We start from the raw sequence: 13,121 nt of genomic DNA, 5'->3' as shown, positions 1-13,121 counted from the left end.
ATTGCATAGCTTGATTATTTAAAATCTTGTTTACTGAGTTCAAATTAAAATACAATCGAGAAGATATAGAGAACAAGCAATCAGATATTTAAAGCTCCTAACCGCTCTAAATACATAAATCATCAGCGGGAGTCGCAATTGCTATGGCTAAATTAAATACTCGCTTTCATAATATCAAGATTAATGCTAAATTCAACACTCTTTTAATTCTGGCATTTCTAGTTGGGATAATTTTAAGCGGTGTAACGCTATCAAATGTACTTTATCAAGGAGCGCAACACGAGATTTCGATTCAAGCAGAATTATTGATGACAACGATGAATTCATTAAGACTCTATACCCAAGACCACGTTAACCCACTGCTACAATCTCAGTTAGCAACTGCTCCACGATTTATTCCCGAAGCAATTCCAACTTTTTCGGTTAGAGAAGTTTCCCGATATCTTAGTGAAAATGCTGACTATAAAGACTTTTATTATAAAGATGCAACTCTCAATCCTACCAATCCGAAAGACCAAGCAAACGATTTTGAAACTGAATTAGTCGAGAAGTTTAAGTTACAACCAGAACTTCCGGAACTTACTGGTTTTCGTTCAACTGAAAATGGCAAAAAATTTTATACCGCTCGTCCGTTTGTTGTCAAAGAACAGCGATGTCTTGAGTGTCACTCCTATCCAAATATTGCCCCCAAAAGTTTAGTTGCTACCTATGGTGAACGGGGTTTTGGCTGGAAGTTGAATGATATTGTCGCAACTCAAATTGTCTATGTTCCTTCTGAGGAAGTATTTAATAATGCGAGGCGCTCTTTTTTTAAAATGATGAGTGTAGTAATTGGTATTTTCATTACAGTAATATTACTAATTAACTTCCTGTTGAAAAAAGTTGTGATTGTGCGAATTAGAAATATTGCCAACACTGCTAATGCGATCAGTACGGGTGACATGAGCAATAACTTTCAAGAAAACTCCAAAGATGAAATTGGATTATTAGCGATCGCTTTTGAGCGGATGAGAGCAAGTTTGTTGATTGCGATGGATATGCTCAATCAGCAGCAAGGTTAGAAATACGCTGTTGAAATTCAAGACGCAGTAAGGGATCGGCAATTTCTGAAGCTAAAGTTTCCACAAATGCAGTTTTGCTTTGACGATCCAAATTTAACGCTTCTTCAATCAAAATTGGCGCTATGGGTCCAATTATTTCAGCTAATATTTGCTCGCATATACGAATAAATTCTCGATCAATTATTTTATTTTCATCTTCTAAAGCTTCTGGTTGTGCTAAAAGTAAATCAATTTGTCTTTGGAACTCAATTTTTTGGGTGACAGATAAACGAGTAAATAATCGCTCAACTAAGTCATCAAAATTACTTACCTGGGTTGATATATTCTTAACTAAAGTAGGAGCGATCGGTCCAATTAAGTCAAGCAAAATACTTTCTAATGCATATATTTGTTCTGAAGAAAGCACTAAACGCACGGGTTTAGCAATATTTAACCAGTTAGGTGGCTCTACAGCAGGATTTTGACAAATTGCTGGCAACCAAGAAGCTCCGGGAAAGTCGTCTTCAATTACAAGTAATTGCTCCCGCGCTTGTCTTACAGATAAGTATAAAGATAAATGAGAAACAGCAAATGCACCCAGAAAATACTTAAAAAACTCTTGCGCTACTCGATTCGGTACTGGTTCGCGCATGATAATGATCGTCGGAATATGTAATTTCTCTAAAGTATTTGCCAATCCTAAACCATCGCAGGAATTAAAAATTGCCAACTTTAAGCCATTCGCGATCGCAGTTTTCAAAGATGCTTGCAACTGCTCAATTGTTAAACTATTATTTGTCCTATTCTCATTAATATAAATTCTCCCAGTTTCGCCTTCAGTTTGACTATGACCGGCAAAAAATAATATTTCCCAACCTTCGGGATTGAGTAATTCTTGATTTAATTCTGACTGCGAAGGATTAACCAAAAACTTTGTTCGTGCTTGGTTTAAATTCTCTAAAAAATTTTGCTCTGTTGTTAAATCAATTCCTTTTGTACTACCTAAAACAGCTAAAATTCTGACTTTTTCTGTTTCCTGCTGCTTTTGTACTTGACGGATATATTCAGGTTGAGAAAGCGCTAATTCAGATGCAGGATAATCTGCAAAAAACTGCCAACAGTGCCAAGGTAAGCGACGCAATAAGTCATCATTCGTTTCCAGCGTCACCTGGATTTCTGATTCTCGATCAAGTTGCGATCGCGCTCTTGCTTCGATACTAGAAAAATTCGGCGTATTCAACCATGCATTCAGATTTTGTTGCAAATTTTGGCAAACTTCATCAAAATTAACTTGGGAAATATTAGTAATGCCTTCGGTTTCAATTTCTATTTCATCATCATCTACAGATTCAGCTTCTGGTGCTTTGCGGAATTCTTTGGCACTAATTGACCTAGAACAAATGTGAGTATAAATTGATTGCCAATGTCTGTATAGTTCTGCCAACATTGGAGCAGCAGGTAAGCTACCAACAAATTGTTGGGGTCGAGAATAGCCACTTACCCATAGCTGTACCGTAACTCTAGGAAAGCCGGTGTTTAAGTCGCCACTTCCGAAATTGATCAGAACTGCTTTGTTCATTTAACACCGTTAAATTATGCAATTCTAAAGCATAATCTCATACAAATTGGTTAATTGTAGATTATATCTATATTTAAATGCATCTATCAATGGATAGATAGTTATAAAAAACAATTAATCATCATAAAAATTACCCCATAACACAGTTTGAGGTACATTCAAGAATGTAAGAACAAATCGCTTTAGCGTATACACTACTCATATTCCGATTTTTTCCGGCTCTAATTTCTTCAGCAGCTTGTTGGAATATTTCTCCATCAATATAATATTCAATTTGTTCTGTTAAAGCGATTAAATAATTGGGTTCTGGTGGAATTTTAGTTAAACCTTTTGCTGCTGCTAACTTCAAAATACTTTCTAACATCTGCTCTAAAGTTTTAGTCCGTACTTTTAATAAAAGTTCTCCAGGATTTAAAATTCGTCTTGCTTGATCCCAACTTGTCATTCCCAACTCAGGGGTAATTTCTTTTAAAGACATTGCCGAATGATAGTATAATTCCAATCCTTGAATATATTTTTGAGCAAAAGGCGCATATTTTTTACTTTTTTGTAATTTTTGAATATTAGCTTCGACTTCTTGCTTGATTGTTTGAGTCAGAGTTGCATCAAGATGCTCATGTAAAAACTGTGAAAACTCTTGCTGTTCTACAGTCACTGAATCAAGGGATGAAGTCGGTAAATCCTGTCTGGGTACATAGGTACCGCTTTCCACATCGTACATATCCAAGGATTCCCTAGAACTCCAAATATCATACTTTCTTAGCTGTACGGCTATTTGCTTGAGTTCTTTGAACAACTGTACGGGAGTATTAATCGAAACCTGATACTGACGTAAGTAAACTAACATTTCTTGCAATTGAGCAGTAGTTGGATCGGGGCATTTTTTCGCCCCCTTGTTATCTTGTTGCTGTCTGTCTCGACGGTAAACAGCATGAAAAGCTTTGATAACATAGCGTTCTTGCGCTGATAACCGTTCGAGTTGTTTGCTCCGAGTTCTATTTAATAAAGCCCAATCGCTTAAATGATTAAAACCAAAGTCTGATAAAAACTTCTTTAACTCGGGATTCTGTTTTGTTTGCAAATGCGCCCAATTATCTAAGCTCATCCGAGATTGCAGATCGGCATTAAATGTTTGCAACACCGTCATCGAAAACAACTTATAACTTGATGGTTTAATTTGACAATCGTCATCTACCATAAGTTGTGTTTTTCCATCTTGGTCTAAAACAATTAGTTTTTGTCCATCATCGTTAAGAACAAGCGGCAATAAATCCCGATAAGTAAATTGCTTATCACCACTAAATAAAGAAGCTATTTTTTTACATTCCTTTAATATCGGCTCGGAAACATAGCATCTAAGACAAAGACCTGCTAAAGCATTATTAAGCCGGTCTACTTCAGATTCAGCATTAAAACACGATAACAAAACATTTTGAGCGTGATGACTTTCAATATCACAAACTTGATTATTTGCAAATTCTTGAGCAATAGTTACTGGAATTTGTTTATACCCTAAATTTTCAGCCGCAGGATTAATTCGCCAAATTTTCCAATATCTTGATGAGGTATTCATAGTTACTGCGCCATCCACGCTGATAATCTTTTTTAAACGACTCTACACTATATATATGGGTGTTAACAGACAATATTTATGCAGGCTCTACATATATAGTTTGATATTATTTTTTACAATTAAGCAAGCGTCAATCATTAAGATTATCTGAACAAATTTAATTGCATCAACAATTTCTGGGAAATCTATGTAATGCATTAATTATTTTGCATATTTTGATACTACATTGAGAAATCCGCAATCGCGCTAATGCAACGATGCAAATTAACAGTTATACGCAAACATCAGAGCATTTTTTGAGATGTTGTTGTAAGCGATCGGGGGAAGAAGAACTGCGATCGCTCTTACCTTCTTGTTTCCCACGCTCGTAACCAATACGCTCACCTGTAGTAATGTAACTCATAGTTCGCTCCTCTTCAAACTCCTTAAATTCTTCCTAAAATTCTGCTCTCTTTTGCTTTTGATAAAATCATAACCCAATCTATAAATCGGTACAGGTTACGAATATCCAATCCTAATTCATACAATCTCCGAATCAAGCTAAATTTCCAAGTTTTACCTCACTCTGTGTTCGTCAAGAGCAGAATTAATTGATGAAACTCTCCAAAATAAATTACGCGCTTCAGGACAAACTAAATGTTAGACAAAGATATTTGGCAAAGCATCCGAGAAAAAGCAATTAACTATGGCACAGAAATCTCCCGTAAACAAATTTCTATGTCCCTCTCACCATTGAACACAACGGTTTCGAGAAAACGTAAACAGATAACTTTAAATTCTGTGTCAGATAACAATTCCCAAAAGTCGGCTTGAGCAAACGAGCGTAACATTAAATAATCGTCTTCCGTCTTGGATTCACGAGTATTATTTTGTTGCTGGTAATTTTTAATTTGTTGTTTTAAGTCAGCGATCGCCAAATTGATCGCAGGGTTACTAGAAAGCGACTGGAGTGTTTGCAGTTGATGTTGTAATGTGATTAATGTTTTATCGACTGCTATATCCGTTTGGGTTCGATGATTAACTTCCCGCACAACTTCGGAAGCATATCGGATGAGAACTTTTGCCACTTCCGTTTTGACTATAGATTTCGCGATCGTCTTGCCGTTGCTGCATCCAGCTTTGCCAAACTTCTTGTACTGGACACATTGAAACTGAAGAGCTGCCTTAGTTTTAGTCATAGCGTGTCCGCAAACGCCACATTTGAATATTCCCGCAAGTATGTGAGGCTTAAATTTGGCGGGATCTTTTTTGTTTACGTGAGCAGTTATTTTTGATAAGTCTTCATAATCTTGCTCTGATATTAACGCCTGATGCGTTCCGTAATGCCGTTCAATTTCCCCCGATTTCAATTTATAAAATGTGTGTCCTCGTAAAGCAGGATTATGCAGCCAATTACGCAAGCTCGAAGGGTACATTTTGGTTTCAAAACTTTCCGCTAACCAACGGGAAATAGAGCTATAGGAATTGGTGTAAAGCTTGGCGATTATTTCCTTGGCTATTAACCATTTAGTTGTGTGAGGGATACATTTACCGTCTACATCCTTTGTATAGCCAAATGGGGGTTTTCCAAAATACTTAAGATTGGAGCGATAGTAATCAGTCCCGTGGGAAATACGTTCAGATAACAAGCGACTCTCAAATTCTGCTAACCCCGCAATATTATTGATGGTCAGCCACCCGAAAGCGGAATTTGTATCACCTAGAGGAGAATCAAGAATAGTTAACTTAACTCCCGTCTTGTGGAGTATTTCTAATGTTTTATGGATGCTAATTACGTTACGTCCAAGTCGATCTAACCGCGTAACAATTATTTCTGTTGCTACTCCATTCTTTGCTAAGACAATTATTTGGTTAAAGTCTTTCCTAGTATCCTTTCTGCCCGATTCGATATCATATAAAATTTTTTGGGCCCCAGCTTTTTCAAGTCGGCTTATTTGCTGGTCAAGCGCTTCTGTATCTGCTTGCTGACGAGTTGATACACGGGCATATCCTATTCGCATTCTAGAATTTGAGGATTATTCTATGGATAAAAATAATAGTACCACACCATACAGTAAACTCAAACAGTAATGGGGGTTCCTAAAGATTTACCCACAGGAGTTAATAAGAAAGATTACGCAGTCTTGACAATGGCAGCAAAAGACTCAATGCCAGCTTGGGCAGAAGAGGACTTTTTTACAGTCTAAAATTTGGGAATTGGTAATAGTTAGGAGTGAGGAGTAAAAAGTAGTGAGTTAGGAATTATTAATCCTTCTCCCCATTACCCATTACCAATTCCTAATTCTCAATCAAAAATCTAAAATCTAAAATCCAAAATCTTATGGGAATTCAAACATTAGACATTTCGCCTTTGGGTAGAGTTGAAGGTGATTTAGATGTCAGAGTTGATATCGATGATGGACAAGTGGTCAACGCTTGGCATTGACTTAGATATCTAATATCTCGTAAACTGTTTACTGATAACAATTCTATTGACTAGATAGTTCAGAATGAACTTTAGTTAAACTAGTAAATATTTAGTAAACTAATGAAAGAGATACAAGATAAAGTTTTTGGCGATTTTACACCGCCTCCTACAACCGACGGCAGTTATATGGGACGTAAGATAAATAGTGATGCAACCAAGAAACATTACGAAATGAAGTTTGAGGAGGAGTTAACCAAAGTCAATCTGAGACTAAGATCTAGCAAAACCAAAGTTTCAATAGAAGCTAATAAAGGGGGAATACAATTACGCGCTACACTTCCTTTAAAGCCTGATGATGTATCAAAAGATGGTAGAGAAAAAAAGCAGTATACGATTAGTCTAGGAATTCCAGCTAACTTTGAAGGATTAAAAACTGCTGAGGAAGAATCTTACGAGTTGGGTAGGTTAATTGCTCGTAAGATGTTTGTTTGGACTGATAAATATTTGGGCAAGCAAGCAACCAAAAATAAAGGTATTACGTTTAGAGAATTTTACGAGCAATTTGAGAAACGATATTTTGAGACTAGAAAAAAAACTTTAAAAAGTGAAGGGACTATTCGCGGATATTTGGGAGTTTACAGGACTCACTTATTTTCTGATGAGGTGATTAATTCACAAAATATGAGAAACTTAATTTTAGAAATTAAAGCGCCATTAGGTAGGCGTAACGCAATACGGGTTATATCCTTGGTTGCAAAAATGCTGAAAATAGAAGTTGTACTATCTGACTTATGTCTTAAGCATGAATCAAAACCACGAAACATTCCGTTAGATATAGAAATTATTAAATTAGTTAATAACTTCCAAGATAGGTATGAATTTCACTCACCACAGAATCCAAAATATAAAGATAATTGGATGGCTTATAAGTTAGCTTATTCGTTGTTGGCTATTTACGGCTTACGTCCAAGGGAGATATTGAACAAACCAGATTTTGATTGGTTACTTTCTAAGGAAAATATTCAAAATACATTTAAAGTGCATAAGGACAACAAAACTGGTTACAGGGAGGTTTTACCATTTGTACCCGATTGGGTTGAATTGTTTGAGATAAAAAATACAGACTTAATTACTACTTTTAAGAAAGTTTTAAACAATTGGGAAACACCTGGACAGTTACATTTAAAAGCAAAATTAATTGCTAATAATTTTAAAAAAGCTGATATACCATTCGCGCCTTACGATCTACGTCACGCTTGTGCCATTCGCGCACATTTGCAAGGTGTACCAATAAAAGCATCAGCAGATAATTTAGGACATTCAGTCGAGATGCATACTAAGGTATATCAACAGTGGTTTGGCTTAGAAAATAGACGTAAAGCTTTCGATCAAACCTTTGAGCAACTATCTGAAGTTGATAGATTAAAATACGAGATTACTCAACTAAAGAAGCGGAATGCTCAACTAGAGACTGAGTTAGCAATGTTCAAACCTTAGAACTCACATTTATCTGGGAGCAGTGGGCTTACAGAAGATAGATAGGACATAGCACACGCACAGAACCCTATTAGATTCTTCATGCCCGAGAGCTTTTCTGCCCAGCCCAAATTATTGATTTCTCCTTTCCTATGCGTAAGTTCTATATATAGAATAGTAAGTTTTTAGTAAACTGATTTAATAATTCAATTTGCTTTACAACTGAATTTTATGCGATCGCTGTTATGAAAAATAGTAAATATTTAGATAACATTTGATTATTCTAAGTTTAAATATATTGCATAGAAAGCTTTATTATATTATGAGTCTAAGTGGTCAACGCTTGGACTCATGCGGAATTATTTCGCGGATTTGAAGTTATTTTGCGCGGTAAAGACCCGCAGTCCGGGTTAATTGTGACACCGCGTGTTTGCGGTATTTGCGGAGCATCGCATTTAACTAGTGCGGCTTGGGCTTTGGATACTGCTTGGAAAACTGAAGTTCCGCGCAATGCTATTTTGGCGAGAAACATCGGTCAGATTGTCGAAACTATACAAAGTATTCCCCGCTATTTCTATGGATTATTTGCGATCGATCTAACGAATAAAAAGTATCGACACAGCCATTTTTATCAAGAAGCTTGTCGCCGTTTTGCACCGTTTACGGGTAAGTCTTATGAAATTGGAATCACAATTTCTGGTAAACCCGTGGAAATTTACGCTTTATTCGGTGGACAATGGCCCCACAGCAGTTATATGGCAATAAATCGCGGAATTCTTTGTGTGATAGGGGTTTGAGAAGTTATCAATAATGATTCCCTGGCTTTTCCTTAAATTAGGCGATCGCGAAGCGCTGCTGCAAGCAGATCGCCATTAATTGAAATTCATTTATTCTTCTTAATTAATAGTCATTTGATTTTATAAATCATTACCTAATTTTTCCCTAACTACTAATTCCTTTTTAATTTCCTCAGCGCTAAGAGCGTTAGCATCGGTTTTTTTTAATCGGCGATCGTAAACCCGAAAAGGGAGTAATTCAACTTCTAGAAAATGGCGATCGCTGTGGTAAATTCTTAATAGTGCCATCTGCTCGCCGCATCATATTCGCCATGAAAATCGAACGATTGCAGGAACTCAAGGAAAAACTGACCAGTGAAAAAGACCTTTCCAATATCTGGAACTTTTACATGGATCATTTTGCAGATCATGCGGAATTCACTGGCTTGGGTGAGCCTGCTCGTAATAAATACCTAAATGCTGTTATCCCTAAAACTTGTCAGCAAATGTTTGGCAATAAAATCAAGATTACGAACTTTTTATTGATTAAAATTGCAAAATACAAGTTTTTTCATGGACCTTTCCAAGTTGACGGACGTATTGGTGGCGTAATTTATTTTGAGGATATAAATATTGGGTTACTTGCAGTGTCGGCATTTCCGCCTAGCGATATAGTTAAGTATTCGCGTTTTTCTGAAGTTGCTCGGTTGTCGGAACCTAAAGGATTTAATCTTAATTAAGGGGTGTATATTTATTTTCTCTATATATAAATAAAAAGCCAGTTTTTCCCCTATATAAATACGCAAATAAAATTATTTTGGTTTTAATTGTTGTCAGTATAAGCAATAGAGAGCTTACCGCATGGACTACGTATTTACGTCATTACCTTAGCTGCGTTAACGCAAAGCCTTGTTTTTCATCATGAGTGCGTAAGGGACTTATAAATTAAAAAATCTTCAATTTGTAGGGTGGGTTACGGACTGTCGTCTCAACCCACAATTGTTTATTGGGTAATTTGTTTCTTGATGTTCCCTAAGTCCTAAGATGTTGATATTTGTGATGCGAATCGTATTTCTTTCAGTGTAAGTTTCTACTAGTCCTGTTCATTAGTTCTGCGGGGTGTATCGTAAATATCTAAAATTCTCTTCTCCCCCTGCTTCCCCAAACCCGTCAAATTTAATGCAATCGACTACTACGTTTCTACGTATCCCTAAAATTAAGTTTTGGGTACAGAAGTATTCAGCGCCTTTTGAACCCGTGCAAAAAGTTGAGGAAGGTATGTATAAAATCGCCCATATCTTAGCAACATTGCATCAACGCTACAGCTACCGCAGTGTTCCCCAGGAGGAGGAACTGCCACTGATTGCACCCCTGCATCAGAAACACCAGCCCAAGGTAAGTGTCCCAAGGGAGCTTGCAGCGAATAATTAAGTTCGGATTCATTAAGCCAGTCGCTGCTGATGAAATCGTTTTCAGTGCGAGGAACTATGAGTTTCCATCCGACGCGATCGCGAAAGGCATTAGCAGCAGCTTCGGAATTCTTCGGATGAGTTGCGATTGCCTTTTGCCAAATCTTGGCTTGAACGCTGAAACCAAATTTTCCACCACTAGCAGCTAACCAAGCTCGATCAATCTCTCTAATTAGTTCTAAGGAAATAGTCGCGGGATTTGGTCCGTAGGGGTCTTTTTGCGGTGATAATAAGCGACGGGTTTCTTGGTCGGCAGCCTTCCAGTTTTGGGAGTTGAGGAGTTGTTGGAGTTGGGCGATCGCGCTGGATGAATTTGCTCCGTTACTACTAGATTTTTGGGCGGCAATATACCGTTCTAGCAAATTAATGATTTGGGTCTTATTCAGTTGCCGAGCCAAGTCTAGAGCCGTCTTTCCTTGCTTATCTCTGAGGTCAACCCTAGCATTTTTACTGAGAAATAGTGTTACCAATTCCGGTCCAAAGAAACTTTGTTCCTCCAGTACTGCTTGATGTAAAGGTGTTCTACCTAAATTATCTTGAATATTTAAGTCTGCATTAGCTGCAACCAGTAATTGAGCTACTTCCAGATTCACATCATACAAAGGAGTTTTACCTTGAGCATCTTGCAAATTAACTTTTGCTTTTCGAGCCAGAAGCAATTTTACTAAAGCGGGTTGGAAACGATGCACGTGGAGTGGGGTTTGTCCTTGGGGATTGCGTAAATTGACATCAACCCCCCGGTCGAGCAGGAGTTGTAGTACAGATGGTTCCATGCTCTGAGAGTGAATCACACCCCCATTACGATTTTGAATAGTTAAATCCGCTCCCGCTTGGATCAGTTTCTTGGCAACTTCTAAATTCGATATTCCGTAGTGCAGTGGTGTCCAGTTCTGAGTACTACGAGCATTTATATCCGCACCACGACGAATTAATAGCTCGGTAATATCAGCTTTCCTAGCAAAATGGAGCGGTGTCATTTGCGCTTGATTTCTAGCATTGACTTTAGCACCCCGATCGAGCAAAAGTTTGATTGTAGCAGCCGTTTTCTGCCCAAAAATATTGTGGAGTGGGGTGTCACCATTTTGGTTACGGACATTAACCTTGGCTCCTCTTGCTAAGAGCGATCGCGCATTTTTTGTCGATGCTCCGAGATAATGTAGTGGGGTATCTCCCTTCCCGTCCTTAGCATTTACATCTACTCCACGTTCGAGCAAACGCTGAGCAAGTGCTTCATCTGTGGACAGTAACAAGTTGAGTGGTAGCCACTTTTCACCAAATACGTCGCAGGGTTGATTCAAATTACCCCCTTTATCTATTGCTTTACCTAAAGCTACTAATAAATCGGGAGCAGCACCGAAGGGAGTAAATTTCTCCGATAGGGTTTTACAAAAAGGAGAGATATTAGAAACTTTCTTTGGTGTAGCAGATTCAACAGCAAGTGGCATTGTTACCATTGTTCCCATTCCCAAGGTAGTCAGGGAAATCAGGGAAATAATCTTGAACAGATAATTAGATAATTTGTAGTTAAATTTAGCGACCATTTGTGATTACTTTATTTCCTATAGAAGATTTATAAATTATTAACGCAGCTATTCTCCAAACTCCGATTGTCAGGAACACAGAGAATGTAAATCGGATCGCACTGAAGTATTCGATACGACTTTCAGTAATTTCTCCATTTTTATAATAGTTTCTGGCAAATGCATATCCTAAAATACCGTATTTGTGATTGTACGGGACGTTGATATCCGCTCCTTCGGTTATTCCTATTAAAGTTTGCGCTCCCGTATACGGAAATTTTCCGCATAAAATATAAGTTGAGAATGTTGAGGTAAATATCAACATTGCGATCAAAACTGCTTTGATATTCTTACTCATGGGTAATTACAAAGTGTTGATTAAAAAAAATATACATTACACCTTTTTACACCACCAAATATAAAATAACTGTGACCCTTTGCTTTATTGCCTACTCCCTATTTCTTTTAATTTAGATAAGTAAGACTCTCTACTTAATCATTTAGTTGCCGGAGTTTACTTAGTATATTGAATTACATGAATAACTGCGATCGCAATTTGGTTTTTCACTTGTGATGTCCGTTTAAAGATTGGTGAATGTAAAGCGATCGTTTTTCTTACAGACTTTCAAAAATTTCAGTTAATCTGGTTGTGATACGTTGACGCAGACCGAGGGCTTTTGTTCGAGAGCGAAACTCTAACTCGTAATGAATCTTGTTCAAAACTTCTGTATTATCCCATTTTGAAGCAGCGATTGTTTCAAGTTCATTGGTACGGTATTTTAAATAAGGACGTTGCTTGACTTGAGTTTCCGTATTCTTTGTTTTGGTAACTTCGGGTAACGGAGATTGTGATATAGGACTTGCTTCTATCTGGACATCGGGTGGTGTTGTTAACTCCTTAGAAGTCACCTGCTCATACTTCTTTTTTTGAGTAAGTTCAGGTAACGGAATTTGTGATGCAGGACTTACTATTACCTGGACATCGGGTGGTGTTATCACCTCATCAGAAATCACCTTTTGATAATTTGCTTGGTTTGCAGAGATAATTTTAATATCCCGCATACGAATGATCGCAAAGTTTCTTTTAGCGCTTCTTAAATAGCAGTAGCCCTGTAAACATAAGGTTTGTCCAACTGTCTTGAAGCTAATTGGGGTGAGTGTGCGATCGCGAAGCCATGCCGAAGGCTTATCGCTCTTCTCACCGTTTCGTGTTTCATAACTGAATTGTACTTTTTGACTACTTTGAATTGCCCATTCCAGTAATTTGACTTGTGGTTCAAC

Annotated in this window: 10 protein-coding genes and 4 pseudogenes; 6 read left to right on the top strand and 8 right to left on the bottom strand. The window is 37.5% G+C overall.

Annotated elements, in window-relative coordinates:
* Positions 1-143 precede the first annotated feature (143 nt).
* Positions 144-1,061 (top strand): c-type heme family protein, encoded by a 918-nt coding sequence (locus tag VB797_RS02325; protein WP_323236010.1) that lies wholly within the window; start codon positions 144-146, stop codon positions 1,059-1,061.
* On the opposite strand, the gene VB797_RS02320 is transcribed toward VB797_RS02325, so the two are convergent.
* From VB797_RS02320 to xisF, 4 genes and pseudogenes are all read right to left on the bottom strand, one after another.
* The gene (locus VB797_RS02320) at positions 1,042-2,619 is read right to left on the bottom strand and encodes a CHAT domain-containing protein (RefSeq protein WP_323236009.1); all 1,578 of its coding nucleotides are present in this window, start codon (positions 2,617-2,619) and stop codon (positions 1,042-1,044) included. The genes VB797_RS02325 and VB797_RS02320 overlap by 20 nt on opposite strands.
* Before the next feature lie 130 nt (positions 2,620-2,749).
* On the bottom strand, positions 2,750-4,192 hold the full coding sequence (locus VB797_RS02315; protein ID WP_323236008.1) for a hypothetical protein: 1,443 nt from the start codon (positions 4,190-4,192) through the stop codon (positions 2,750-2,752).
* A 337-nt stretch (positions 4,193-4,529) separates the two neighbouring features.
* Positions 4,530-4,749, bottom strand: a pseudogene (locus VB797_RS02310) (hypothetical protein); the annotation flags it as partial.
* A gap of 126 nt (positions 4,750-4,875) precedes the next feature.
* The gene (gene xisF / locus VB797_RS02305) at positions 4,876-6,192 is read right to left on the bottom strand and encodes a fdxN element excision recombinase XisF (RefSeq protein ID WP_323236007.1); all 1,317 of its coding nucleotides are present in this window, start codon (positions 6,190-6,192) and stop codon (positions 4,876-4,878) included.
* Between the two features lie 57 nt (positions 6,193-6,249).
* Between xisF and VB797_RS02300 the strand changes: the two are divergent.
* From VB797_RS02300 to VB797_RS02285, 4 genes and pseudogenes are all read left to right on the top strand, one after another.
* Positions 6,250-6,378: pseudogene (locus tag VB797_RS02300) on the top strand (hydrogenase); the annotation flags it as partial.
* Positions 6,379-6,512: 134 nt separating this feature from the next.
* A pseudogene (locus tag VB797_RS02295) lies at positions 6,513-6,611 on the top strand (nickel-dependent hydrogenase large subunit); the annotation flags it as partial.
* A 108-nt stretch (positions 6,612-6,719) separates the two neighbouring features.
* Positions 6,720-8,096 (top strand): site-specific integrase, encoded by a 1,377-nt coding sequence (locus tag VB797_RS02290; protein WP_323236006.1) that lies wholly within the window; start codon positions 6,720-6,722, stop codon positions 8,094-8,096.
* Between the two features lie 311 nt (positions 8,097-8,407).
* Positions 8,408-8,857: pseudogene (locus tag VB797_RS02285) on the top strand (nickel-dependent hydrogenase large subunit); the annotation flags it as partial.
* A 135-nt stretch (positions 8,858-8,992) separates the two neighbouring features.
* On the opposite strand, the gene VB797_RS02280 reads toward VB797_RS02285, so the two are convergent.
* Positions 8,993-9,160, bottom strand: a complete 168-nt coding sequence (locus VB797_RS02280) for a hypothetical protein (RefSeq protein WP_323236005.1) — start codon at positions 9,158-9,160, stop codon at positions 8,993-8,995.
* A gap of 23 nt (positions 9,161-9,183) precedes the next feature.
* Between VB797_RS02280 and VB797_RS02275 the strand changes: the two genes are divergently transcribed.
* Entirely contained in the window at positions 9,184-9,591 is a 408-nt protein-coding gene (locus VB797_RS02275; RefSeq protein ID WP_323236004.1) for a hypothetical protein, read from the top strand.
* A 476-nt stretch (positions 9,592-10,067) separates the two neighbouring features.
* Here VB797_RS02275 and VB797_RS02270 read toward each other — a convergent pair whose 3' ends face one another.
* The 3 genes from VB797_RS02270 to VB797_RS02260 all read right to left on the bottom strand — a co-directional run.
* Positions 10,068-11,774, bottom strand: coding sequence for an ankyrin repeat domain-containing protein (locus VB797_RS02270; protein WP_323236003.1), 1,707 nt, complete (start codon positions 11,772-11,774; stop codon positions 10,068-10,070).
* A 76-nt stretch (positions 11,775-11,850) separates the two neighbouring features.
* Positions 11,851-12,198 carry a hypothetical protein gene (locus VB797_RS02265; protein ID WP_323236002.1) on the bottom strand — a complete coding sequence of 116 codons (348 nt, stop codon included), beginning with the start codon at positions 12,196-12,198 and terminating at the stop codon, positions 11,851-11,853.
* Between the two features lie 257 nt (positions 12,199-12,455).
* Positions 12,456-13,121, bottom strand: a 666-nt coding sequence (locus VB797_RS02260) for a WYL domain-containing protein (RefSeq protein ID WP_323236001.1), incomplete at its 5' end; no start/stop codon positions are given.

It is taken from the genome of Rivularia sp. UHCC 0363, from assembly GCF_034931125.1.
Taxonomy (GTDB): Bacteria; Cyanobacteriota; Cyanobacteriia; order Cyanobacteriales; family Nostocaceae; genus Rivularia.
This window is presented reverse-complemented; position numbering and strand designations above follow the sequence as displayed.

Bases quoted from the DNA above. Each gene is read 5' to 3' on its own strand.
- VB797_RS02290 (WP_323236006.1), top strand. From the start codon at position 6,720: ATGAAAGAGATACAAGATAAAGTTTTTGGCGATTTTACACCGCCTCCT.
- VB797_RS02325 (WP_323236010.1), top strand. From the start codon at position 144: ATGGCTAAATTAAATACTCGCTTTCATAATATCAAGATTAATGCTAAA.
- VB797_RS02315 (WP_323236008.1), bottom strand. From the start codon at position 4,192: ATGAATACCTCATCAAGATATTGGAAAATTTGGCGAATTAATCCTGCG.
- VB797_RS02280 (WP_323236005.1), bottom strand. From the start codon at position 9,160: ATGGCACTATTAAGAATTTACCACAGCGATCGCCATTTTCTAGAAGTT.
- VB797_RS02265 (WP_323236002.1), bottom strand. From the start codon at position 12,198: ATGAGTAAGAATATCAAAGCAGTTTTGATCGCAATGTTGATATTTACC.
- VB797_RS02275 (WP_323236004.1), top strand. From the start codon at position 9,184: ATGAAAATCGAACGATTGCAGGAACTCAAGGAAAAACTGACCAGTGAA.
- xisF (WP_323236007.1), bottom strand. From the start codon at position 6,192: ATGCGAATAGGATATGCCCGTGTATCAACTCGTCAGCAAGCAGATACA.
- VB797_RS02270 (WP_323236003.1), bottom strand. From the start codon at position 11,774: ATGGTAACAATGCCACTTGCTGTTGAATCTGCTACACCAAAGAAAGTT.
- VB797_RS02320 (WP_323236009.1), bottom strand. From the start codon at position 2,619: ATGAACAAAGCAGTTCTGATCAATTTCGGAAGTGGCGACTTAAACACC.